24 protein-coding genes are annotated in these 22,256 nt (G+C 59.1%); 11 read left to right on the top strand and 13 right to left on the bottom strand.

Features of this window, described 5'->3' with window-relative positions; all coding sequences use genetic code 11:
• Positions 1-102: 102 nt before the first annotated feature.
• A complete protein-coding gene (locus EL257_RS01635; RefSeq protein ID WP_008080573.1) occupies positions 103-540 on the top strand; it encodes a YkgJ family cysteine cluster protein in 438 nt (145 codons plus the stop codon).
• Positions 541-696: 156 nt separating this feature from the next.
• On the opposite strand, the gene typA is transcribed toward EL257_RS01635, so the two are convergent.
• Positions 697-2,517 carry a translational GTPase TypA gene (gene typA, locus EL257_RS01630; RefSeq protein ID WP_077570343.1) on the bottom strand — a complete coding sequence of 607 codons (1,821 nt, stop codon included), beginning with the start codon at positions 2,515-2,517 and terminating at the stop codon, positions 697-699.
• Positions 2,518-2,656: 139 nt separating this feature from the next.
• A complete protein-coding gene (gene thiI, locus EL257_RS01625) occupies positions 2,657-4,111 on the bottom strand; it encodes a tRNA uracil 4-sulfurtransferase ThiI (protein WP_126359225.1) in 1,455 nt (484 codons plus the stop codon).
• 327 nt (positions 4,112-4,438) lie between these two features.
• On the opposite strand from thiI, the gene glnA reads away from it, so the two are divergent.
• Positions 4,439-5,845: a type I glutamate--ammonia ligase gene (gene glnA, locus EL257_RS01615; RefSeq protein ID WP_008080570.1), complete on the top strand. Its 1,407-nt coding sequence runs from the start codon at positions 4,439-4,441 to the stop codon at positions 5,843-5,845.
• Between the two features lie 15 nt (positions 5,846-5,860).
• Here glnA and EL257_RS27650 read toward each other — a convergent pair whose 3' ends face one another.
• Positions 5,861-6,037 carry a hypothetical protein gene (locus tag EL257_RS27650; protein ID WP_172604439.1) on the bottom strand — a complete coding sequence of 59 codons (177 nt, stop codon included), beginning with the start codon at positions 6,035-6,037 and terminating at the stop codon, positions 5,861-5,863.
• A 53-nt stretch (positions 6,038-6,090) separates the two neighbouring features.
• Between EL257_RS27650 and EL257_RS01610 the strand changes: the two genes are divergently transcribed.
• The 4 genes from EL257_RS01610 to ntrC all read left to right on the top strand — a co-directional run bounded on the left by EL257_RS01610 (position 6,091) and on the right by ntrC (position 9,936).
• Positions 6,091-6,603 (top strand): DUF4124 domain-containing protein, encoded by a 513-nt coding sequence (locus EL257_RS01610; RefSeq protein ID WP_126359222.1) that lies wholly within the window; start codon positions 6,091-6,093, stop codon positions 6,601-6,603.
• 32 nt (positions 6,604-6,635) lie between these two features.
• Positions 6,636-7,187, top strand: coding sequence for a penicillin-binding protein (locus EL257_RS01605; RefSeq protein WP_419866604.1), 552 nt, complete (start codon positions 6,636-6,638; stop codon positions 7,185-7,187).
• Positions 7,188-7,417: 230 nt separating this feature from the next.
• Positions 7,418-8,503, top strand: coding sequence for a nitrogen regulation protein NR(II) (glnL, locus tag EL257_RS01600; protein WP_126359218.1), 1,086 nt, complete (start codon positions 7,418-7,420; stop codon positions 8,501-8,503).
• Positions 8,500-9,936 (top strand): nitrogen regulation protein NR(I), encoded by a 1,437-nt coding sequence (gene ntrC / locus EL257_RS01595; protein WP_126359216.1) that lies wholly within the window; start codon positions 8,500-8,502, stop codon positions 9,934-9,936. The genes glnL and ntrC overlap by 4 nt, the downstream gene beginning before the upstream one ends.
• Before the next feature lie 502 nt (positions 9,937-10,438).
• Here the strand turns inward: ntrC and EL257_RS01590 are convergent.
• A complete protein-coding gene (locus tag EL257_RS01590; RefSeq protein WP_126359214.1) occupies positions 10,439-10,879 on the bottom strand; it encodes a hypothetical protein in 441 nt (146 codons plus the stop codon).
• On the opposite strand from EL257_RS01590, the gene EL257_RS01585 reads away from it, so the two are divergent.
• Positions 10,878-11,333: a tRNA (cytidine(34)-2'-O)-methyltransferase gene (locus EL257_RS01585; RefSeq protein ID WP_126359212.1), complete on the top strand. Its 456-nt coding sequence runs from the start codon at positions 10,878-10,880 to the stop codon at positions 11,331-11,333. The genes EL257_RS01590 and EL257_RS01585 overlap by 2 nt on opposite strands.
• 183 nt (positions 11,334-11,516) lie before the next feature.
• Here EL257_RS01585 and secB read toward each other — a convergent pair whose 3' ends face one another.
• Genes secB through EL257_RS01565 form a run of 3 tightly spaced genes read right to left on the bottom strand, consistent with a single transcriptional unit; the run spans position 11,517 to position 12,729 of the window.
• Positions 11,517-12,002, bottom strand: coding sequence for a protein-export chaperone SecB (gene secB, locus EL257_RS01575; protein ID WP_007909233.1), 486 nt, complete (start codon positions 12,000-12,002; stop codon positions 11,517-11,519).
• A 57-nt stretch (positions 12,003-12,059) separates the two neighbouring features.
• On the bottom strand, positions 12,060-12,314 hold the full coding sequence (gene grxC, locus EL257_RS01570; RefSeq protein WP_126359210.1) for a glutaredoxin 3: 255 nt from the start codon (positions 12,312-12,314) through the stop codon (positions 12,060-12,062).
• Between the two features lies 1 nt (position 12,315).
• A complete protein-coding gene (locus tag EL257_RS01565; protein ID WP_016772116.1) occupies positions 12,316-12,729 on the bottom strand; it encodes a rhodanese-like domain-containing protein in 414 nt (137 codons plus the stop codon).
• A 154-nt stretch (positions 12,730-12,883) separates the two neighbouring features.
• Between EL257_RS01565 and gpmI the strand changes: the two genes are divergently transcribed.
• The 4 genes from gpmI (at position 12,884) to EL257_RS01545 (ending at position 18,122) form a co-directional block, all read left to right on the top strand.
• Positions 12,884-14,413: a 2,3-bisphosphoglycerate-independent phosphoglycerate mutase gene (gene gpmI / locus EL257_RS01560; RefSeq protein WP_126359209.1), complete on the top strand. Its 1,530-nt coding sequence runs from the start codon at positions 12,884-12,886 to the stop codon at positions 14,411-14,413.
• Positions 14,414-14,696: 283 nt separating this feature from the next.
• The gene (locus tag EL257_RS01555) at positions 14,697-15,983 is read left to right on the top strand and encodes a murein hydrolase activator EnvC family protein (RefSeq protein WP_126359207.1); all 1,287 of its coding nucleotides are present in this window, start codon (positions 14,697-14,699) and stop codon (positions 15,981-15,983) included.
• A 34-nt stretch (positions 15,984-16,017) separates the two neighbouring features.
• Positions 16,018-17,343, top strand: coding sequence for a S41 family peptidase (locus tag EL257_RS01550; protein ID WP_126359205.1), 1,326 nt, complete (start codon positions 16,018-16,020; stop codon positions 17,341-17,343).
• Between the two features lie 2 nt (positions 17,344-17,345).
• Positions 17,346-18,122 carry a divergent polysaccharide deacetylase family protein gene (locus tag EL257_RS01545; RefSeq protein ID WP_126359203.1) on the top strand — a complete coding sequence of 259 codons (777 nt, stop codon included), beginning with the start codon at positions 17,346-17,348 and terminating at the stop codon, positions 18,120-18,122.
• 84 nt (positions 18,123-18,206) lie between these two features.
• Here EL257_RS01545 and EL257_RS01540 read toward each other — a convergent pair whose 3' ends face one another.
• From EL257_RS01540 to hisB, 6 genes are all read right to left on the bottom strand, one after another.
• Positions 18,207-18,962, bottom strand: coding sequence for a substrate-binding periplasmic protein (locus tag EL257_RS01540; RefSeq protein WP_126359201.1), 756 nt, complete (start codon positions 18,960-18,962; stop codon positions 18,207-18,209).
• A 73-nt stretch (positions 18,963-19,035) separates the two neighbouring features.
• Entirely contained in the window at positions 19,036-19,806 is a 771-nt protein-coding gene (gene hisF, locus EL257_RS01535; RefSeq protein ID WP_016772122.1) for an imidazole glycerol phosphate synthase subunit HisF, read from the bottom strand.
• Between the two features lie 92 nt (positions 19,807-19,898).
• Entirely contained in the window at positions 19,899-20,648 is a 750-nt protein-coding gene (gene hisA / locus EL257_RS01530; RefSeq protein WP_090280206.1) for a 1-(5-phosphoribosyl)-5-[(5-phosphoribosylamino)methylideneamino]imidazole-4-carboxamide isomerase, read from the bottom strand.
• A gap of 102 nt (positions 20,649-20,750) precedes the next feature.
• Positions 20,751-21,011, bottom strand: a complete 261-nt coding sequence (locus tag EL257_RS01525) for a DUF2164 domain-containing protein (protein WP_007952545.1) — start codon at positions 21,009-21,011, stop codon at positions 20,751-20,753.
• Complete coding sequence (hisH, locus tag EL257_RS01520; protein ID WP_126359199.1) at positions 21,012-21,650, bottom strand: imidazole glycerol phosphate synthase subunit HisH; 639 nt, start codon at positions 21,648-21,650, stop codon at positions 21,012-21,014.
• Positions 21,650-22,243, bottom strand: a complete 594-nt coding sequence (gene hisB / locus EL257_RS01515) for an imidazoleglycerol-phosphate dehydratase HisB (protein ID WP_042557195.1) — start codon at positions 22,241-22,243, stop codon at positions 21,650-21,652. Before hisB ends, hisH begins: the two co-directional genes overlap by 1 nt.
• Between the last annotated feature and the right edge of the window lie 13 nt (positions 22,244-22,256).

Raw genomic sequence — 22,256 nt, 5'->3', positions numbered from 1 at the left:
CAAAATGCGGCCTGGAATAAAATATCCGGCGAAAGGTTGTTCAAAAATCCACCCGTCCCGGTATGATCGCGCGCCCTGATGCACACACGCCTGGTAACTCCGATGATGAAGCCCAACCTGATTGCCGCCGCCGAGATCGATCGTCTCGATACGTGGGCAAAATACTCAGCCCCGATGTGCGGTTCCTGCATATCCAGCTGCTGCACGCTGCCGGTTGAGGTGAAGATCAAGGATCTGGTGCGCATCGGTGTGGTCGATGAGTTCGAACTGGGCGATCCGCCGAAGAACATCGCCAAGCGTCTGCAGAAGGAAGGCCTGGTCGAGCGCTTCAACCAGAAGTCGGGGATTTTCACCCTGCAGCGCATGAGCAACAACGACTGCTATTACCTCGATCGTAAAAGCCGCCTGTGCACCATTTATGACAAGCGCCCGGACACCTGTCGCAATCACCCGAAAATCGGTCCGCGTCCGGGGTATTGTGCTTATAAGCCGAAAGAAGTGGTGCGCGAGCAGAATTTCCGCGCGATCGAAAAATTCTGAAGATCAAAAGATCGCAGCCTTCGGCAGCTCCTACAGTGGAATGCATATCCCTGTAGGAGCTGCCGAAGGCTGCGATCTTTTTTTTTGCCTTGAATCCAGACAAACAAAAACGCCCCCGGTCTCGCGACCGGGGGCGTTTTCTATTCCAGGGCTAAATTACGCCTTGGCTTTCTTGGCAGCGCGGGTACGCTCGCTTTCGTCGAGGATCTTCTTGCGAAGACGGATCGACTTAGGAGTAACTTCGCACAGCTCGTCTTCCTGGATGTATTCCAGAGCCTGTTCCAGAGTGAAGCGAACAGGTGGAACCAGAGCGATGGTTTCGTCTTTACCCGAAGCACGCATGTTGTCGAGCTTCTTGCCTTTGGTTGGGTTTACACCCAGGTCGTTGTCGCGGCTGTTCTGACCAACGATCTGACCGTTGTAGATCTCCTGGCCGTGTTCTACGAACAGCTTGCCACGAGCCTGCAGGGTTTCCAGCGAGTAGGTCAGAGCCTTGCCGGTTTCAACCGAAACCAGAACGCCGTTCTGACGGCCGGACATGTGGCCCGACTTGACGGTGTCATAACGATCGAAGATCGAGGTCAGGATGCCAGCACCGTTGGTCAGGGTCAGGAACTGGTTACGGAAACCAATCAGACCGCGAGCAGGGATGTTGTATTCCAGACGAACACGGCCCTTGCCATCCGGCACCATGTTGCTCAGGTCGCCTTTACGCAGACCCATCTCTTCCATGACCTTGCCCTGAGCTTCTTCAGGGATGTCGATAGTCACGTTTTCGAACGGCTCTTGCTTGACGCCGTCAACTTCACGAATGATCACTTCCGGACGACCCAGAGCGATTTCGAAGCCTTCGCGACGCATGGTTTCGATCAGTACCGAGAGGTGCAGCTCACCACGGCCGGAAACCTTGAACTTGTCAGCGGTGTCGCCTTCTTCAACGCGCAGGGCAACGTTGTACAGCAGCTCTTTGTCCAGACGGTCCTTGATGTTACGGGACGTCACGAACTTGCCTTCTTTACCGCAGAATGGCGAGTCGTTTACCTGGAAGGTCATCGAAACGGTTGGCTCGTCAACGGTCAGCGGCTTCATCGCCTCGACGGTGTCCGGGTGGCACAGGGTGTCGGAGATGAACAGCGAGTCCATACCGCTGATGCAAACGATATCGCCTGCTGCAGCCTCTTCAACGTCGATGCGGTGCAGACCGTGGTGACCCATCAGCTTCAGGATACGGCCGTTACGGCGCTTGCCGTCAGCACCGATTGCCACAACCGGGGTGTTCGGCTTGACGCGGCCACGAGCGATACGGCCAACGCCGATAACACCCAGGAAGCTGTTGTAGTCCAGAGCGGAGATCTGCATCTGGAACGCGCCGTCACGGTCAACGGCGGGAGGCGGAACGTGGTCGACTACTGCCTGATACAGCGGAGTCATGTCTTCCGCCATGGCGGTGTGGTCCAGACCGGCAATACCGTTCAGGGCCGAAGCGTAAACAACCTGGAAGTCCAGTTGTTCTTCGGTCGCACCGAGGTTGTCGAACAGGTCGAAGATCTGATCCAGAACCCAGTCTGGACGCGCGCCTGGACGGTCAACCTTGTTGATCACCACGATTGGACGCAGGCCGGCTTCGAAAGCCTTCTTGGTCACGAAACGGGTTTGCGGCATAGGGCCGTCTTGAGCGTCAACCAGCAGCAGAACGGAGTCAACCATCGACATTACGCGTTCAACTTCGCCGCCGAAGTCGGCGTGGCCCGGGGTGTCCACGATGTTGATGTGGTAGCCGTTCCAGTTGATGGCGGTGTTTTTCGCCAGAATGGTAATACCGCGCTCTTTTTCCTGGTCGTTGGAGTCCATCACGCGCTCGTCGTTGAGCTCGTTGCGCTCCAGAGTGCCGGATTGACGCAGGAGTTTGTCTACCAGGGTGGTCTTACCATGGTCAACGTGGGCAATGATGGCGATGTTGCGTAGATTTTCGATCACTTGTGTATCTCGATCAGAGGATTCGGTTTGCTGACAAGTCTTGGCAGCGATTAGCAGTAGTGTCCGGCATGGCCGTTACAGCTTGACGGCGGTGTCGGGGGGCCGGTGACGCAGGCCACAGGCAAACAGCCCCGGGCACTTAGCTCGGTCGATAAACGCGCACATTGGCATGCCCCTCACTGAGCAAATGGTGGGCATGCAGGCGACTCATCACGCCTTTGTCGCAATACAGCAGGTACTGGCGAGTAGGGTCCAGTTCCTTGAAACGTGCGTTCACTGCATAGAACGGCATCGTCTGTACTTCTACGCCAGCGAGTTCCAGCGGCTCATCCTCGGCGGCATCCGGGTGACGGATGTCGATCACGATCTGACCGGCCAGTGCTTCGCTGACTTCTTCAATCTGTACGTCCTGGCCCAATTCGTCGATCACCCGATCGATCGGCACCAGTTTGGCGTTTTCGAGGGCACGCTCGAGGACCGCCATGTCGAATTCTTTCTCTTCGTGCTCAACGCGACCGCGTTTGGCGGCGGTTTTCGGATTGACCGAAATGACCCCGCAGTATTCCGGCATATGCCGGGCGAAATCGGCGGTGCCGATCTCGTTGGCCGTGTCGATGATGTCCTGCTTGTGCGCCACGATCAGCGGACGCAGAACCAGCTTGTCGGTGACGCAGTCGATCACCGACAGGTTGGGCAACGTCTGGCTCGATACCTGGGAGATCGCTTCGCCGGTAACCAGCGCTTCGATCTGCAGGCGATCGGCGATGTTGGAAGCTGCGCGCAACATCATACGCTTCAAAACCACGCCCATATGACTGTTATCGACTTTGCCGAGAATTTCGCCGAGGACTTCCTCGAACGGAACACTGACAAATAGCACGCGTTGCGAGCTGCCGTACTTCTTCCAGATGAAATGCGCGACTTCCATCACGCCCAATTCATGGGCGCGACCGCCCAGATTGAAGAAGCAGAAATGCGTCATCAGCCCGCGACGAATGATCTGGTAGGCCGCAACGGTCGAGTCAAAGCCGCCGGACATCAATACCAGCGTCTGCTCCAGGGCGCCGAGCGGGTAACCGCCGATGCCGTTGTGCTGGCTGTGGATCACAAACAACCGTTTGTCGCGAACTTCGATACGAACTTCGATTTGTGGGGCTTTGAGGTCGATTCCGGCCGCACCGCACTCACGACGCAGCTTGCTGCCGACGTATTTCTCGACGTCCATCGAGCTGAAGGCGTGCTTGCCGGCACGTTTGCAACGCACCGAGAAAATCTTCCCGGCCAGCGCATCGCCGTAGTGCTGTTTGCACTTTTCGGTGATGTCGTCGAAGTCGCCCAGCGGGTACTCGTCGATCTGCAGAAAGTGCGCGATGCCCGGCATGCAGGTCAGGCGCTCGCCCATCTCTTTCAAGGCTTTGGGGTCGGTAACGCGGGTTTCCAGCTCGAGGTTGTCCCACACACCGTTCACCACCACGGCCGGGTCCAGGTCTCGGAGCACGGTGCGGATGTTCTTGGCCAACTGGCGGATGAATTTCGTCCGGACAGGTCGGCTTTTGATGGTGATCTCGGGGAAGACTTTTACGATTAGTTTCATGAAAACAGCGCGCGAACGGCCAGCCGAAAAAGGGGGCGCGGATTATAGCGGAAATTGCTCAAGGTTTAACCAGTTAATGTGCAGAAGGTTTTGCACGCACCAAAACGGGTCATTTTTGAATTTGAACGCAACATTACAGGGCGAGATTTGTCGATTCAGTACGCTGCGCAGCTTAATAAGCCTGAAATTGGGGCAAAAAACCCATGCTGGGGCACTGGCATGCAATTTGCTCCCTTGTGAGGCAGGTTGCCTTGGCAGAGTATTCGCGCCGGCATCAACCAAATTCTAGGGCATCCACTACCAAGCCCGAAGCCACCCGGAGGACATATGTCGAAGACGGTTCAACTCATCAAAGATCATGACGTCAAATGGATTGATCTGCGCTTCACGGACACCAAAGGTACTCAGCACCACGTGACCATGCCGGCTCGCGATGCTTTGGACGACGACTTCTTCGAAGTCGGCAAGATGTTCGACGGTTCCTCCATTGCTGGCTGGAAAGGCATCGAAGCCTCCGACATGATCCTGATGCCGGTTGACGAAACTGCCGTTCTCGACCCGTTCACCGAAGACGCCACCCTGATCCTGGTGTGCGACATCATCGAACCTTCGAGCATGCAAGGCTACGATCGCGACCCACGTGCGATCGCCAAGCGCGCCGAAGAGCACCTGAAAGCCACCGGTATCGGTGACACCGTGTTCGCTGGTCCAGAGCCAGAGTTCTTCATCTTTGACTCGGTGAAATTCAAGTCGGACATCTCCGGCTCGATGTTCAAGATCTACTCCGAGCAAGGTTCGTGGATGTCCGACCAGGACATCGAAGGCGGCAACAAAGGTCACCGTCCAGGCGTCAAAGGTGGCTACTTCCCGGTTCCGCCATTCGACCACGACCACGAAATCCGTACCTCCATGTGCAACGCACTGGAAGAAATGGGCCTGACCGTCGAAGTTCACCACCACGAAGTGGCGACTGCCGGCCAGAACGAAATCGGCGTCAAGTTCAACACCCTGGTGAAGAAAGCCGACGAAACCCAAACCCTGAAGTACGTTGTTCACAACGTTGCTGACGCTTACGGCCGCACCGCGACCTTCATGCCGAAGCCACTGTACGGCGACAACGGTTCGGGCATGCACGTACACATGTCGATCTGGAAAGACGGCAAGAACACCTTCGCAGGTGAAGGCTATGCCGGCCTGTCCGATACCGCCCTGTACTTCATCGGCGGCATCATCAAGCACGGTAAGGCCCTGAACGGCTTCACCAACCCGGCTACCAACTCCTACAAGCGTCTGGTGCCAGGCTTCGAAGCTCCAGTGATGCTGGCCTACTCGGCTCGCAACCGCTCCGCTTCGATCCGTATTCCATACGTGTCGAGCCCGAAAGCCCGCCGTATCGAAGCACGCTTCCCGGATCCGGCTGCCAACCCGTACCTGGCCTTCGCAGCACTGCTGATGGCTGGTCTGGACGGTATCCAGAACAAGATCCACCCAGGCGATGCTGCTGACAAAAACCTGTACGACCTGCCGCCTGAAGAGGCGAAAGAGATCCCACAAGTTTGCGGCAGCCTGAAAGAAGCCCTGGAAGAGCTGGACAAGGGCCGCGCGTTCCTGACCAAGGGCGGCGTATTCTCCGACGACTTCATCGACGCTTACATCGCGCTGAAATCGGAAGAAGAAATCAAGGTTCGCACCTTCGTGCACCCACTGGAATATGAGCTGTACTACAGCTGCTGATCCGGTAGCGCCGCGTTATGCGGCGTGACAGAAAGAGGCCTCCTTCGGGAGGCCTTTTTTATTGCAGCCGATCAAAAGATCGCAGCCTTCGGCAGCTCCTACATCGATCCCTGCGGCAACCGGTGCAGAAGCTGCCGAAGGCTGCGATTTTTGACCTTGCTTGTAATTCCAGTTGTTAACGGCTTGGGCCAACCGTCGCACCTGACCTATGCTGCTATCCATCGCTTCCAACCCCGGTCGATTACATGGGTCGCACGCTCTTATACATTCTGCTGATGATCGCCCTGCCTGCCGCCGCGCAGATCTACAAGTACACCGACGCCAACGGCAACACGGTGTACAGCGATCACTCGCCAGACGGCGTGCAAGCACAGCCATTGGAGCTGCCGCCGCTCAACCGTGTCGAGCCTCAGGCGCCCAGCGCACCACCCGCGCCCCAAGTCGACAACCGTGTACCCGCGCGCAATGCCTACGACATTCTTGAACTCGCAGGCCTGCCCAGCGAAGAGGCCTTGCGCGCCAATAACGGCACGTTCACCGTCCAAGTGCTGATCAAGCCGCGCCTGCAACCGCCGCATCAATTGAGACTGGTCCTGGATGACATGCCCTATGGCCAGCCGAGCAACGTGCCCATTCTGCAGTTAGTTAACGTTGATCGCGGCGAGCATCGACTTGCAGTGCAGGTGATTGACGGTCAGACAATCATCCAGCAGAGCGCGCCGGTTGCCCTCAGCGTGCAACGAGTGCACAAGCCTTGATTCGCGCAGGCCTGATTGCCCTGCTGGCACTGATGTCGCTGCAGGTTTCGGCAGAGGTTTTCACCTATACCGACGCTCAGGGCAACCGCGTGCCGATCGCAACCAGCAATCGCATGTCCGCCAACCCCAGCGCCGCCGCGCCAATTACCCCTGCAAAAGATTCACCGGCAACACCGCCCTTCCGTTACGACATGCTGCGCATCCTGGTGCCTGAACCCGACGCGACCCTTCGCAGCAGCGCCGGCGAGCTGATCGTCAGCGTCACCAGTGAACCAGGCCTGCAAAGCGGTCATCGCTATCGTTTGCTGCTGGACGGCAAAGCCACCAGCGAGCCCGGCCTGAGTCCGGTGTTCCCGCTGAACAACATTGATCGCGGCAGCCACAACCTTTCTGTGGAAATCCTTGATGCCGACGGGCACACGGTCGAGCGCACGGCCAATCAGCCCTTTCACATGTTGCGCATTTCGCTGGCGCAGAAACGCCAGGTCAAACCGTGCGTTGCCGACGATTACGGGGTTCGCCCGGAATGTCCGCTCAAAGACAAACCCGAAGAGTCGAAAAACCCTTTCCTGCGTTTCTTCTAACGCCGTTCAGCTTTGCGCACTATATTGGTGCAACAGGCTGCACCGTACTCACATTCCAACCCATTTTGGTTCGAAACTTCCCGTTTGAGCTGGCTCCGTGCCATACAAACGCGCGTCAAACGCCCGTTTCAGGCGTCGAACGCTTCTTTTCGGAGCCTTGGTTTGGTTTTTGCATTTTCCCGGTATCAGCGCTTAGTTCTCGCGCACGCCTTGCTCCAAAAGGGGTCCAGATGACCATAAGCGACGCAATCCACCGTTTGCTGCTCGACAACCTGACCACCGCCACGATCCTGCTCGACGCCCAATTGCGCCTTGAGTACATGAACCCGGCGGCGGAGATGCTGCTGGCCGTCAGCGGTCAGCGCAGTCATGGCCAGTTCATCAGCGAGCTGTTCACCGAATCCCCTGAGGCGCTCAATTCGTTGCGCCAAGCGGTGGAGCAGGCGCACCCGTTCACCAAACGCGAAGCGATGCTCACCGCGCTGACCGGCCAGACCCTGACCGTGGATTATGCGGTGACGCCAATCCTCAGCAATGGCGCGACCCTGCTGCTGCTCGAAGTCCACCCCCGAGATCGCTTGCTGCGCATCACCAAGGAAGAGGCGCAGTTGTCCAAACAGGAAACCAGCAAGATGCTGGTGCGCGGCCTCGCCCACGAGATCAAGAATCCGCTGGGTGGCATCCGTGGCGCTGCGCAACTGCTCGCCCGCGAGCTGCCGGAAGAAAGTCTGCGCGACTACACCAACGTGATCATTGAAGAGGCCGACCGCCTGAGAAATCTGGTCGACCGCATGCTGGGCTCGAACAAACTGCCGTCGCTGGCCATGTGCAACGTCCATGAAGTGCTCGAACGCGTTTGCCATCTGGTTGAGGCTGAAAGCCAGGGCTGCATTACGCTCGTACGCGACTACGACCCGAGCATTCCCGACGTATTGATCGATCGCGAACAAATGATTCAGGCGGTGTTGAATATCGTGCGCAACGCCATGCAAGCGATCAGCAGCCAGAACGAACTGCGCTTGGGCCGCATCAGCCTGCGCACCCGGACCATGCGCCAATTCACCATTGGCCATGTTCGTCATCGCTTGGTGACCAAGATCGAAATCATCGACAACGGCCCCGGCATCCCGGCGGAACTTCAGGACACCATTTTCTTCCCAATGGTCAGCGGACGCCCGGACGGTACCGGGCTGGGCTTGGCCATCACTCAGAACATCATCAGCCAGCACCAGGGCCTGATCGAGTGTGACAGCCATCCAGGCCACACCACGTTCTCGATCTTTCTGCCACTGGAACAAGGAGCCACATCGACATGAGCCGTAGTGAAACCGTGTGGATCGTCGATGACGACCGTTCTATCCGTTGGGTTCTGGAAAAGGCCTTGCAGCAAGAGGGCATGACCACCCAGAGCTTCGACAGCGCCGATGGCGTGATGAGTCGCCTGGCCCGTCAGCAACCTGACGTGATCATTTCCGATATCCGCATGCCGGGCGCCAGTGGTCTGGATCTGCTCGCGCGGATTCGCGAACAGCATCCGCGGTTGCCGGTCATCATCATGACCGCTCACTCCGATCTGGACAGCGCGGTCGCCTCTTATCAGGGCGGTGCATTCGAGTATCTGCCGAAGCCGTTCGACGTCGATGAGGCCGTCTCGCTGGTCAAGCGTGCCAATCAGCACGCGCAGGAACAACAAGGCCTGGAAGTCGTCCCCGCGCTGACCCGCACCCCGGAAATCATCGGTGAAGCGCCAGCGATGCAGGAAGTGTTTCGCGCCATCGGCCGCTTGAGCCATTCGAACATCACCGTGCTGATCAACGGTGAGTCCGGCACCGGCAAAGAGCTGGTCGCCCACGCCCTGCACCGCCACAGCCCGCGCGCGGCCTCGCCGTTCATTGCGCTGAACATGGCGGCGATTCCCAAGGACCTGATGGAATCCGAGCTGTTCGGCCACGAGAAAGGCGCGTTCACCGGTGCAGCGAATCTGCGTCGCGGGCGCTTCGAACAGGCTGACGGCGGCACGCTGTTCCTCGATGAAATCGGCGACATGCCAGCAGACACGCAAACCCGTTTGCTGCGCGTTCTGGCCGATGGCGAGTTCTACCGCGTCGGCGGCCACGTGCCGGTGAAAGTCGATGTGCGGATCATTGCCGCGACTCACCAGAATCTGGAAACCCTGGTGCACGCCGGAAAATTCCGTGAGGACCTGTTCCATCGCCTCAACGTCATCCGCATTCACATTCCACGTTTGTCGGATCGTCGCGAAGACATCCCGACGCTGGCCAAGCACTTCCTCAGCCGCGCCGCGCAGGAACTGGCGGTCGAGCCGAAGCTGCTGAAAAGCGAGACCGAGGAATACCTGAAAAACCTGCCGTGGGGCGGCAACGTGCGCCAGCTGGAGAACACCTGCCGCTGGATCACGGTGATGGCGTCCGGGCGCGAAGTGCATATCAGCGATCTGCCACCGGAACTGCTCAACCTGCCGCAGGATTCTGCGCCGGTGACCAATTGGGAGCAGGCATTGCGTCAGTGGGCCGATCAGGCGCTGGCTCGCGGCCAATCGAGCTTGCTCGACAGCGCGGTGCCGGCATTTGAGCGGATCATGATCGAGACCGCGCTCAAGCACACAGCGGGGCGTCGCCGCGATGCGGCGGTGCTGCTGGGTTGGGGCCGTAATACCCTGACGCGCAAGATCAAGGAATTGGGGATGAAGGTTGATGGTGGGGATGATGATGAGGTCGACGAGGCTTGAGTTCGACCTGAACACCTGACTGTCCGCTAAAAGATCGCAGCCTGCGGCAGCTCCTACCCCGATCCCTGTAGAAGCTGCCGCAGGCTGCGATCTTTTTTCATGCACCAACGTAAGGCACTTTGACCCGCAATCGCGCACGGCGAAGAAATCAGAAACGCAGTCAAAACCGGCTGAAGATGTGAATCGCAGAATCACGAAGGCCCCGGAATCCGGGGCTTTCGCGTTTATGATCAGATTTTTTTTGTCACGATTAAAACCTGGCACGCCCCCTGCAGTATCTCTGACAGGTGATTCGTTTCACCACCCGTTTCGGGGACCTTGGTACAGGCAGGCCGGGGATTCCCCTCTTTACACCGGGCAGCACCGCCAAGCGATGCAGCCGCCCTTTTGGGATCCTTGGTACAGGCAGGCCGGGGGTTCCCTCTTTACACCGGACCGACGCGACACGCGAAGTCCGCCCGTTTTGGGAACCCTGATACAGGCAGGTCAGGGATTCCCGCTTTTATTGCTCCCGGAGATGGATCTTCAGCCGCCAGCGATCATCGACCTCGCTGCCGGCCCAGTCCTCTTGCAGCGGTCGCGCTGCCAGCACCGTCAGCAACAACCCGCCATCACTCTTGCGCACACGCCAGTTCACGTCTTTGCCGTTGAGCTTGAGCTGGCCTTTCTGCGCGCGGCCCTCGGCCTGGAACAACAGCGCGACGGTGCCATCGATAATTTCGCCGTGCAATTTCGGTTCGTTGTTGAACCACAACACCAGGCCGCCTTCAGTGACCTCGACCTGTTCCAGCACACTCGGATCAGGCGTGGTCAGACGGCCGATCATCAAACCGACCATCAAACCGAAAATCGCCAGGGAACCGATCACTCGCGGGAATAGTTTCGAACGCCAGTCCGCTTGCGGCGTAGAATGCGCGTCATCTTTACCTTCGGAGCCGTGCATGTTTCACGTCATCCTTTTTCAACCAGAAATTCCGCCGAATACCGGCAACGTTATCAGGCTGTGCGCCAACAGTGGCTGCCACCTGCATTTGATCGAGCCGCTGGGGTTCGAGATGGACGACAAGCGCCTGCGCCGTGCCGGTCTCGACTACCACGAATACGCCACGCTGCAACGCCACGCCGATCTGGCCAGTTGCCTGGCGAGTCTGGGTAACCCGCGGCTGTTTGCGTTCACCACCAAAGGCTCGCGACCGTTTCACGATGCCGCGTTCGTGCCCGGCGACGCGTTTTTGTTCGGCCCGGAAAGCCGCGGCCTGCCGGCCGACGTACTCGACGCCCTGCCCGCCGAACAACGTCTGCGCCTGCCGATGCGTGAAGGCTGCCGCAGCCTGAACCTGTCCAACACCGTCGCAGTCGCCGTGTACGAAGCCTGGCGGCAGAACGACTTCAAATAACATCGGAAATCCGCACTTCCTGACTCTACTGCAGGAGCTGCCGAAGGCTGCGATCTGTTGATCCTGCTTTTCAAGATCCAGATCAAAAGATCGCAGCCTGCGGCAGCTCCTACATGAGACGAGTATTCCAGCCCAAGAAAAAAGCGCCTGTTACGGCGCTTTTTTCGTTGTAGCCTGAACCGTTTATTGAACGGTCGGCGTCTCGCCGCTTTCCTGCATGCGCTGCAATTCCTGCGCGTACAAGGCGTCGAAGTTCACCGGGGCCAGCATCAGCGCCGGGAACGAACCGCGAGTTACCAGGCTGTCCAGGGTTTCGCGTGCGTACGGGAACAGAATGTTCGGGCAGAACGCGCCCAGGGTGTGGCTCATCGAAGCCGCGTCCAGATTCTTGATCAGGAAGATACCGGCCTGTTGCACTTCAGCGATGAAGGCGACTTCCTCGCCGTTTTTCACGGTAACGGACAGGGTCAGCACGACTTCGTAGAAATCACCTTCCAGCGCTTTCTGACGGGTGTTCAGATCCAGCGCGACTGCCGGGTCCCACTGCTGGCGGAAAATCGCCGGGCTTTTCGGGGCTTCGAAAGACAAGTCGCGTACGTAGATGCGCTGCAAGGAGAATTGCGGTGCGGTTTCTTCTTCGCTGGCTGCAGTGTTCTGTTGGTCAGTCATCTCAGATCCTTATCGATCTTGGGTCTTTTAGGGAGTGCTGTACTTAGGTGCAGCCGTTCAGGCCTTGAGCAGCGCGTCGAGTTTGCCCGCGCGCTCCAAGGCGTATAAATCATCACAACCGCCAATGTGCTGGCTGCCGATCCAGATCTGCGGCACGGACGTGCGTCCGGCCTTCTTGGTCATTTCGGCACGCAGCTGCGGCTTGCCATCGACCTTGATCTCTTCGAAGGCCACGCCTTTGCTGGCGAGCAGATGCTTGGCGCGCGAGCAGTAAGGGCAGTAATCGCTGGAGTAGACGACGACGTGGCTCATATCATTTCACCAGCGGCAGGTTGTCGCCTTTCCAGCTGGAAATCCCGCCGGACAGCTTGGCGGCGGTGAAGCCGGATTTCATCAGCTCGCGGGCGTGGGTGCCGGCAGTCTGGCCCAGGGCGTCGACCAGAATGATGGTCTTGGCCTTGTGTTTTTCCAGCTCGCCGACACGGGCGGCCAGTTTGTCTTGCGGGATGTTCACCGCGCCAACGATGTGGCCGGCGGCGTAATCCTTGGCCGGGCGGATGTCCACCACTACGCCTGCATCTTTATTGACCAGTGCGGTCAGCTCGCCAGTGCTCAGGCTTTTACCGCCGCCCTGCATCGTATGCGCCAGCAACAGAGCCAGCAGTACTACGAAGATACCGACAAGAATGTAGTGGTTAGTGGCAAATTCAATCAGGTGAGCAACCATCGAAGGAGGTTCCAGGGCGTTAAAATGTCGGCCAGTATACACAGCCACTATGGCCGGCCAAACCCCGTCCGGCGGTGACGCGGTCGGAACTTAGCTTTAAACTCCAACTCCCTTTTCCATCGCCCTCCTCTTCAATCAGCCACGAGTGGATTCCATGACGACGACGCCTAAACCTTTGGTCCTGATGATTCTCGACGGCTTCGGTCACAGTGACAGCCCCGAATCCAACGCCGTGTTTGCGGCGAAGAAGCCTGTTCTTGATCGCTTGTGGGCCACCGTGCCGAACGGCTTGATCTCGGGCAGCGGCATGGACGTCGGCCTGCCGGACGGCCAGATGGGCAACTCCGAGGTCGGTCACATGAACCTCGGCGCCGGTCGCGTCGTGTATCAGGATTTCACCCGCGTGACCAAGTCGATCCGCGACGGCGAGTTCTTCGAGAACCCGACCATTTGCGCTGCCGTAGACAAGGCGGTGGCTGCCGGCAAAGCGGTGCACTTCATGGGCCTGCTGTCCGATGGCGGCGTGCACAGCCATCAGGATCACTTGATCGCCATGGCCGAACTGGCCTTCAAGCGCGGCGCCGAAAAAATCTATCTGCACGCCTTCCTCGATGGCCGCGACACGCCGCCAAAAAGCGCCGCCTCGTCGATCGAATTGCTTGACGCGACATTCCAGGCGCTCGGCAAGGGCCGCATCGCCAGCATCATCGGCCGCTACTTCGCCATGGACCGTGACAACCGTTGGGACCGCGTGGCCCAGGCTTACAACCTGATCGTCGATGGCCACGGCGAGTTCAACGCCGCCACCGCTCAGGAAGGCCTTGAAGCTGCCTACGCCCGTGGCGAAAGCGACGAATTCGTCAAAGCCACCACCATCGGTGAGCCAGTCAAAGTCGAGGACGGGGATGCCGTCGTGTTCATGAACTTCCGCGCCGACCGCGCCCGCGAGCTGACGCGAGTATTCGTCGAGGATGATTTCAAGGAATTCGAACGCGCGCGCCAGCCGCAACTGGCCGGCTTCGTCATGCTCACTCAATACGCTGCCAGTATTCCTGCGCCGTCGGCCTTCGCCGCTGGCAGCCTGGAAAACGTTCTCGGTGATTATCTGGCGAAAAACGGCAAAACCCAGCTGCGCATCGCTGAAACCGAAAAGTACGCCCACGTGACCTTCTTCTTTTCCGGCGGCCGCGAAGAACCGTTCCCGGGCGAAGAACGCATTCTGATCCCGTCGCCGAAAGTCGCTACGTATGACCTGCAGCCGGAAATGAGCGCGCCTGAGGTGACCGACCGCATCGTCGACGCCATCGAAAACCAGCGCTACGACGTGATCGTGGTCAACTACGCCAACGGCGACATGGTCGGCCATAGCGGCGTGTTCGATGCAGCCGTGAAGGCTGTTGAATGTCTGGACACTTGCGTGGGCCGCATCGTTGAAGCCTTGGAGAAGGTCGGCGGCGAAGCACTGATCACGGCCGACCACGGCAACGTCGAAAAAATGGCCGATGAAGAAACCCACCAGGCGCATACCGCGCACACCACCGAGCCGGTGCCGTTCATCTACGTCGGCAAGCGCGACCTGAAAGTGCGTGAAGGCGGCGTGCTGGCGGATGTGGCGCCGACCATGCTGATGCTGCTGGGCCTGGAAAAACCGGCGGAGATGACAGGCACCTCGATTCTGGTCTGATCCCAATCGCCAAAACACCGCAAAACCCTGTGGGAGCTGCGGTGCGACGATTCGACTTGCCAGCGATAGCAATCTGACAGCCAACATCTATGTTGAATGTGCAGACGCCATCGCTGGCAAGTCGAATCGTCGCACCGCAGCTCCCACAGTGGTTTGTGCTGGTTTCGAAGATTATTTTCAGCTGTATCTCCAGCCGGTTATCACACAGCCCCAATTGGGCGTTTTTTTTGCAGCCTCGGGCGGGCATACTAGGCCGTCCCTTTCCCTGGTGCCGCCCGCCCCTATGCTTCGCGTCCTGATCGCCCTTGCTCTGACCTGTCTGCTCCAGCCGGCCTTTGCCGACGAGCGCGCGCAAACCCAACAGCAGTTGGACGCCACGCGTCAGGATATTGCCGAGCTGAAAAAGCTCCTCGGCAAGCTGCAAGAAGAAAAATCCGGGGTGCAGAAAGAGCTCAAGGGCACTGAAACCGAGATGGGCAAGCTGCAGAAGCAGGTCGACGCGCTGCAGAAAGAACTGCAGAAAAGCGAATCCGAGCTGCAGCGGCTCGATGCAGAGAAAAAAAAACTCCAGAGCGCGCGCACTGAACAGCAGCGACTGATCGCGATTCAGGCCCGTGCGGCCTATCAGAATGGCCGCCAGGAATATCTCAAGCTGCTGCTCAATCAGCAGAATCCCGAGAAATTCGCCCGCACCCTGACCTATTACGATTACCTGAGCCAGGCGCGCCTGGAGCAGCTGAAAAACTTCAACGAAACCCTGCGCCAACTGGCCAATGTCGAAAAAGACATCGGCCTGCAGCAGGCGCAGTTGCTGGTGCAGAAAAGCGACCTCGATACCCAGCGCGAAGCGCTCGAGAAAGTCCGCAAGGAACGTCAGCAGGTACTCGCCAAGCTCAATGACGACGTCAAAGCGCGCGATCAGAAACTCGCCGCTCGCGAGCAGGATCAGGCAGACCTGTCTAAAGTCCTTAAAACCATTGAAGAAACCTTGGCCCGCCAGGCTCGTGAGGCAGAAGAAGCGCGGCAGAAAGCGCTGATCGCCCAGCAGGAAGCGGAAAAAAAGCGCTTGCGTGAGGCGCAGGCTGAAAACAGCGACGCCCCACGCAAACCCGCCAGATCAAGCCCCGGCGCGCTGGTATCGAGCAGCGGCGAGACCTTCGGTGGCCCTTTTGCTGCAACCCGGGGAAAACTTCCTTGGCCGGTTGATGGTCGATTACTCGCACGCTTCGGTGAAAGCCGTGGCGACGACGCCCGCACCAAGTGGGACGGCGTGATGATCAGCGCCTCCGCCGGCAGCCAGGTTCACGCCGTGCACGGCGGTCGCGTCGTGTTTGCCGATTGGTTGCGCGGCGCAGGGTTGCTGGTGATCCTCGATCACGGCAACGGTTTTCTCAGTCTTTATGGCCACAACCAGACGCTGCTGAAGTCGGCGGGTGATGTGGTCAAAGCGGGCGAGTCGATTTCCACTGTCGGTAACAGTGGCGGTCAGGACACGCCAGCGCTGTATTTCGCTATTCGTCAGCAGGGTCACCCGAGTGATCCAGCGCAATGGTGCCGCGCGCAAGGATAGGCGTTGAGTCACCAATATTAGGAGTTCGTTCGACATGCTGCATTTGTCCCGCCTCACCTCGCTGGCCCTGACGATCGCTCTGGTGATCGGCGCGCCGCTGGCGTTCGCCGCGCAACCGGCCCCGACTGTCGCTCCGGCACCAGCAGGCACCGCCGCGACCGCCAAGGCGCCGTTGCCGCTGGAAGAGCTGCGCACCTTCGCCGAGGTCATGGACCGGATCAAAGCCGCGTATGTCGAGCCCGTGGACGACAAGACCCTGTTGGAAAACGCGATCAAGGGCATGCTCAGCAACCTCGATCCACACTCGGCCTACCTCGGCCCGGAAGATTTCACCGAGCTGCAGGAAAGCACCAGCGGTGAGTTCGGCGGCTTGGGCATCGAAGTCGGCGCCGAAGACGGCTTCATCAAAGTCGTTTCGCCGATCGATGATACCCCCGCATCCAAGGCCGGAATTCAGGCCGGCGACTTCATCGTCAAGATCAACGGCCAGCCGACCCGCGGCCAGACCATGACCGAAGCCGTTGACAAGATGCGCGGCAAGATCGGCCAGAAAATCACCCTGACGCTGGTTCGCGACGGCGGCACGCCGTTCGACGTGACCTTGGCCCGTGCAGTGATTCAGGTGAAGAGCGTCAAGGCGCAATTGCTCGAATCCGGTTACGGCTACATCCGCATCACCCAGTTCCAGGTCAAGACCGGCGAAGAGGTCTCCAAGGCCCTGGCGAAACTGCGCAAGGACAACGGCAAGAAGCTCAACGGCATTATTCTCGATCTGCGCAACAACCCGGGTGGCGTGCTGCAATCAGCGGTGGAAGTGGTCGACCATTTCATCACCAAAGGCCTGATCGTCTACACCAAAGGCCGCATCGCCAATTCCGAGTTGCGCTTCTCCGCGACCGGCAAGGACGAAAGCGAAGCCGTGCCGATGGTCGTGCTGATCAACGGTGGCAGCGCCTCGGCTTCGGAAATTGTCGCCGGCGCCCTGCAGGATCAGAAACGCGCAGTGGTCATGGGCACCACCAGTTTCGGCAAGGGCTCGGTGCAAACCGTGCTGCCGCTGAACAACGACCGCGCGCTGAAGATCACCACTGCGCTGTACTTCACGCCGAACGGCCGCTCGATTCAGGCCCAAGGCATCGTTCCGGACATCGAAGTGCGCAGGGCCAAGATCACCAACGAAGCCGACAGCGAGTACTTCAAGGAAGCCGATCTGCAAGGCCACTTGGGCAATGGCAACGGTGGCGCGGACAAACCGAGCGGCTCTGCCAGCAAGGCCAAAGCAATGCCGCAGGATGACGACTACCAATTGGCCCAGGCCCTGAGCCTGCTCAAAGGCCTGAGCATTACATCCGGCCGCTGAGGATGTCTTTGCGTTTCGTCTTCGTTCTGATGTGCTGTCTGGCGGGTGCTGTTCACGCGGAGCCCGCCAGCTCAAAACCACACAAAGCCTACCTGACACTGATCATCGATGACCTGGGGCAGAACCTGCCCCGGGATCGCCGCGTGCTGGCCCTGCCCGGCCCGGTGACCACGGCGATCATGCCCGACACCCCGCACGCCACCGAATTCGCTCGCGAAGCCCATCGCGCCGGCAAAATCGTCATTCTGCATATGCCGATGGATCCGGCCACCGGGCCCTACGCCTGGCACCCGGAACTGCCGATCGAAGAGCTGGAAAAGCGCCTCGACGCCGCGTTCAAAATGGTCCCCTACACCGCTGGCATCAACAACCACATGGGCAGCCGCATGACCGCGCAACCGCTGGCGATGGCCTGGTTGATGGGCGAGTTGCAGCGCCGACACAAGTTCTTCGTCGACAGCCGCACCAGCGCCCAGACTGTCGCTGCGCAGCAGGCGCAGAAGATCGATCTGGCGAGCGTTTCGCGGGATGTGTTCCTTGATGACGAGCGCACAGAGGCGGCGATCTTCACGCAGTTGCAGACGGCGATCAATCTGGCGCACAAGCAGGGCTCTGCGGTGATGATCGGGCATCCGTATCCGCAGACGCTGGCGGTGCTGGAAAAGGAATTGCCGAAGCTTAAAGCGCAGGGGATCGAGTGGATTGATATTCGGCAGATGATCAGTGTGCGCAGTAACACGGCGACTGCGGCACATGGCAAGGATGGCGTTTACCGCTGAAAAGATCGCAGCCTTCGGCAGCTCCTACATGGGCACACCCTGCAACTGTAGGAGCTGCCGAAGGCTGCGATCTTTCAACAAGCGCTACAGATACCGCCCCATGATCTCGTCCACCACGCCATCCTTACGCATCTGGTCCAGCGCCGCCTGTAGCTTCTTCACTGTCTCATCCGGCACGTCTCTGTTCAACGCCAGATACAACTCCGCGCTGTTGAAACGCAGCACCGTCTTCAGCCCCGTCACGCCATCTTGCCGTGCCAGATAACGCCCGGCCGGGTCACCCGTGGCCCACAAATCGATCTGGCCGTTCACCAGCTTCTTAGCGTTGTCCTGGTCGCGCAGCACCACCACCGGCTTCAAGCCCTGCTTCGTCAACGTCTCGGCAATGGCATCGCCCTTGTAGGCGCCAATCTTGTATTTGAGCGCGTCATTGAGGGTTTCGAGAGTGATCTTGCTGTCAGCTTTGGCGAGGAGGATCCAGTCATCCGGGCCGATCGGGCCGACCCATTTGAACAGTCTTTCCCGATCCGGCAGGCGTGCCATGACGAAAGCACCGTAGCCAGGATTTTCCAGGGCGAGCTTGTAGACGCGCTCCCAAGGAAAACGCAGGGTCAGGCTGTAAGTGAGGCCGGCGCGCTGGAACATTTCGCGAACAATGTCAGTGGCAATGCCATTGATGTTGTCGCCCTGGGCGAAATTCTTGCCGTTCTTCGCCATGTTGTAAGGCGGGAAGTTTTCCGTGAGCAGCACCAGATCGGTGTCGGGACTGGTGTCGGCGCGGGCCGTGTTGATGAACAACATCGAGGCGCTGGCAAGAACAAGAAGCAGGCGTTTGATCATGTTGGGCTACCGAAATCCATGGCGTGCCCAAGAGTGCCTTGGGCACGCCATGCTGTCCACTGGCCTGTACGCTTTAGCGCATCACGATGCCGCGATGCGACATGTAAGCCTTGGCTTCCTGCACGGTGTATTCACCGAAGTGGAAAATACTCGCCGCCAGCACCGCGCTGGCATGGCCTTCGAGAATGCCGTCGGCCAAGTGCTGCAGATTGCCGACGCCACCGGACGCGATCACCGGAATGCCTAGCGCATCGCTGATCGCGCGGGTTACGCCGAGGTCGAAGCCGTTTTTCATGCCGTCCTGGTCCATGCTGGTCAGGAGGATTTCACCGGCGCCAAGACCTTCCATTTTCTTCGCCCACTCGACTGCGTCGAGACCGGTCGGCTTGCGCCCGCCGTGGGTGAAGATTTCCCAGCGCGGGGTTTCGCCGGGGCCGGAGACTTTCTTGGCGTCGATGGCAACGACAATGCACTGCGAGCCGAAATGCTGCGCGGCTTCGCCAACGAATTCCGGGTTGAACACGGCGGCGGTGTTGATCGAAACCTTGTCCGCACCGGCATTCAGCAGATTGCGGATGTCCTGCACGGTGCGCACGCCACCGCCGACGGTCAGCGGAATAAACACCTGGCTGGCCATGCGCTCAACGGTGTGCAGCGTGGTGTCGCGGCCATCGACGCTGGCGGTGATGTCGAGAAAGGTAATCTCGTCGGCACCCTGTTCGTCGTAGCGACGGGCGATTTCCACCGGGTCACCGGCATCGCGGATGTTCTCGAATTTCACGCCCTTGACGACCCGGCCGTTGTCCACGTCCAGGCAAGGGATGATGCGCTTGGCTAACGCCATGGGCTTAATCTCCGATTAAGAGTTGCAAGCTTCAAGCTTCAAGCTGCAAGAAAGAGCGGACGCGGTCGCGCTTCTAACTTGCAGCTCGCAGCTTACAGCTTGGAGCTGGTCGCGTAGCTATCGCAGAAAGCCTGGGCTTCTGCCACATCCAGCGTGCCCTCATAAATCGCGCGACCCGTGATCGCGCCGATGATGCCCGGCGCCTTGGCGTCGAGCAGCGACTTGATGTCACCCAGATTGTGGATGCCGCCGGAAGCGATCACCGGAATCTTCGTCGCAGCGGCCAGAGCAGCGGTGAACGGCACGTTGCAGCCCTGCATCATGCCGTCTTTGGCGATGTCGGTATAAACGATCGACGAGACGCCGTCGGCTTCGAACTGCTTGGCCAGATCGATCACCTGTACGGTGCTGATTTCAGCCCAGCCATCGGTGGCGACGAAACCGTCCTTGGCGTCCAGACCAACGATGATCTTGCCCGGAAAGGCGCGGCAGGCTTCGGCGACGAAGGCCGGATCTTTCACCGCTTTGGTGCCGATGATCACGTAGCTGACGCCCGCTTTGACGTAATGCTCGATGGTTTCCAGCGAACGGATGCCGCCGCCGATCTGGATCGGCAGGTTCGGGTAGCGCTTGGCGATCGCGGTGACCACTTCGCCGTTGACCGGCTGGCCTTCGAAAGCGCCGTTCAGATCGACCAGATGCAGACGGCGGCAACCGCCCTCCACCCACTTGGCAGCCATGCTCACCGGGTCATCGGAGAACACCGTGGAATCTTCCATGCGGCCTTGGCGCAGACGTACGCAGGCACCGTCCTTGAGATCGATAGCGGGAATAATCAGCATGCTTTTTCCTTCGTCAAAGAGCTGCAAGCTGCAAGCTATAAGCTGCAAGCACGCATGTATGGCTGTTTCTTGCAGCTGGTAGCTTGACGCTTGCCGCTGCTCCTAATTTTTTTCGAGCGCCCACAGGTCGCTTTCGATGCTTTCAAACCGCTCTTTTAGATGGGTCTGCACATCGAAGATCGCCCTGTTGTAATAGTGCGGAGCAATCTCGCGGGTAAACAGCTCAAGAATTTCCGCCGCTTCGAACGAACCGAGGTCCAACTCGAAGCGATCCTCCATGAACCGCTGAATCTTGCGATTGGCCTCGCTCTCCTGCTCGGGAGTGAGGGTCAGAATCGGCGGTTTGGACTTCTTGGCAGCCATTTACCAGCGACCGTCCCACGCGGCGAAGTTCTGCAGCAATTGCAGGCCATGGGTATGGCTTTTCTCCGGGTGGAACTGCACGGCGAAACGCGAGCCATCGGCCAGCGCTGCAGCGAAATCGACACCGTAATGACCGCTGCCCACCACCTGCCGCGCGTTGGCAGCGGCGATGTAGTAGCTGTGCACGAAGTAGAAACGCGCCAGGTCCGGAATGTCGTGCCAGAGCGGGTGACTGATCTTCTGCTTCACCTCGTTCCAGCCCATGTGCGGGACTTTCAGGTGCTCGCCATCTTCGTGCAGATCCTTGCCGAAAAACTTCACCGCGCCCGGAAACAGGCCGATGCAGTCAACCCCGCCATTCTCTTCGCTGCTGTCGAGCAAGGCTTGCATGCCGACGCAGATGCCGAGGAACGGGCGATCCTGGCTGACTTCACGGACCAGCGAGTCGAAGCCGAGACGACGGATCTCCGCCATGCAATCGCGGATCGCACCAACACCGGGGAAGACCACGCGGTCGGCTTCGCGAATGACATTCGCATCGCTGGTGATCAGCACCTTGCCGGCGCCGACGTGTTCCAGCGCCTTGGCCACCGAGTGCAGGTTGCCCATGCCGTAATCGATAACTGCAACCGTCTGCATTACAGCACGCCTTTGGTCGATGGCATTTGCCCGGCCATGCGCTCGTCCAGCTCGACAGCCATGCGCAGCGCGCGGCCGAAAGCCTTGAACACGGTTTCGATCTGGTGGTGCGTGTTGGTGCCGCGCAGGTTATCGATATGCATGCTGACCAGCGCGTGGTTGACGAAGCCCTGGAAGAATTCCTGGAACAGGTCAACGTCGAAGCCGCCGACGGTAGCGCGGGTGTACGGCACGTGCATCTGCAGGCCTGGACGGCCGGAGAAATCGATGACGACACGCGACAGCGCTTCATCGAGCGGCACGTAGGCGTGACCGTAACGACGGATGCCTTTTTTATCGCCGATGGCTTTGGCAAACGCCTGGCCGAGGGTGATACCGACGTCTTCCACCGTATGGTGATCGTCGATATGCAGATCGCCCTTGCATTCGATATCCAGGTCGATCAACCCGTGACGGGCGATCTGATCCAGCATGTGCTCAAGAAAAGGAACACCGATATCGAATCGGGCCTTTCCGGTGCCATCAAGGTTGATCGAGGCTTTGATCTGGGTTTCCAGAGTGTCGCGCTCGACAGACGCCTTACGTTCGGCCATCACCAGCTCCGCA

The sequence above is a fragment of the Pseudomonas fluorescens genome (assembly GCF_900636825.1).
GTDB classification, from domain to species: Bacteria; Pseudomonadota; Gammaproteobacteria; order Pseudomonadales; family Pseudomonadaceae; genus Aquipseudomonas; species Aquipseudomonas fluorescens_BG.
This window is presented reverse-complemented; position numbering and strand designations above follow the sequence as displayed.

Excerpts from the sequence above, each read along its gene's own strand:
- EL257_RS01635 (WP_008080573.1), top strand. The coding sequence starts at position 103 with ATGATGAAGCCCAACCTGATTGCCGCCGCCGAGATCGATCGTCTCGAT.
- thiI (WP_126359225.1), bottom strand. The coding sequence starts at position 4,111 with ATGAAACTAATCGTAAAAGTCTTCCCCGAGATCACCATCAAAAGCCGA.
- glnA (WP_008080570.1), top strand. The coding sequence starts at position 4,439 with ATGTCGAAGACGGTTCAACTCATCAAAGATCATGACGTCAAATGGATT.
- EL257_RS01610 (WP_126359222.1), top strand. The coding sequence starts at position 6,091 with ATGGGTCGCACGCTCTTATACATTCTGCTGATGATCGCCCTGCCTGCC.
- EL257_RS01605 (WP_419866604.1), top strand. The coding sequence starts at position 6,636 with ATGTCGCTGCAGGTTTCGGCAGAGGTTTTCACCTATACCGACGCTCAG.
- glnL (WP_126359218.1), top strand. The coding sequence starts at position 7,418 with ATGACCATAAGCGACGCAATCCACCGTTTGCTGCTCGACAACCTGACC.
- ntrC (WP_126359216.1), top strand. The coding sequence starts at position 8,500 with ATGAGCCGTAGTGAAACCGTGTGGATCGTCGATGACGACCGTTCTATC.
- EL257_RS01585 (WP_126359212.1), top strand. The coding sequence starts at position 10,878 with ATGTTTCACGTCATCCTTTTTCAACCAGAAATTCCGCCGAATACCGGC.
- EL257_RS01590 (WP_126359214.1), bottom strand. The coding sequence starts at position 10,879 with ATGCACGGCTCCGAAGGTAAAGATGACGCGCATTCTACGCCGCAAGCG.
- secB (WP_007909233.1), bottom strand. The coding sequence starts at position 12,002 with ATGACTGACCAACAGAACACTGCAGCCAGCGAAGAAGAAACCGCACCG.
- grxC (WP_126359210.1), bottom strand. The coding sequence starts at position 12,314 with ATGAGCCACGTCGTCGTCTACTCCAGCGATTACTGCCCTTACTGCTCG.
- EL257_RS01565 (WP_016772116.1), bottom strand. The coding sequence starts at position 12,729 with ATGGTTGCTCACCTGATTGAATTTGCCACTAACCACTACATTCTTGTC.
- gpmI (WP_126359209.1), top strand. The coding sequence starts at position 12,884 with ATGACGACGACGCCTAAACCTTTGGTCCTGATGATTCTCGACGGCTTC.
- EL257_RS01555 (WP_126359207.1), top strand. The coding sequence starts at position 14,697 with ATGCTTCGCGTCCTGATCGCCCTTGCTCTGACCTGTCTGCTCCAGCCG.
- EL257_RS01550 (WP_126359205.1), top strand. The coding sequence starts at position 16,018 with ATGCTGCATTTGTCCCGCCTCACCTCGCTGGCCCTGACGATCGCTCTG.
- EL257_RS01545 (WP_126359203.1), top strand. The coding sequence starts at position 17,346 with ATGTCTTTGCGTTTCGTCTTCGTTCTGATGTGCTGTCTGGCGGGTGCT.
- EL257_RS01540 (WP_126359201.1), bottom strand. The coding sequence starts at position 18,962 with ATGATCAAACGCCTGCTTCTTGTTCTTGCCAGCGCCTCGATGTTGTTC.
- hisF (WP_016772122.1), bottom strand. The coding sequence starts at position 19,806 with ATGGCGTTAGCCAAGCGCATCATCCCTTGCCTGGACGTGGACAACGGC.
- hisA (WP_090280206.1), bottom strand. The coding sequence starts at position 20,648 with ATGCTGATTATTCCCGCTATCGATCTCAAGGACGGTGCCTGCGTACGT.
- EL257_RS01525 (WP_007952545.1), bottom strand. The coding sequence starts at position 21,011 with ATGGCTGCCAAGAAGTCCAAACCGCCGATTCTGACCCTCACTCCCGAG.
- hisH (WP_126359199.1), bottom strand. The coding sequence starts at position 21,650 with ATGCAGACGGTTGCAGTTATCGATTACGGCATGGGCAACCTGCACTCG.
- hisB (WP_042557195.1), bottom strand. The coding sequence starts at position 22,243 with ATGGCCGAACGTAAGGCGTCTGTCGAGCGCGACACTCTGGAAACCCAG.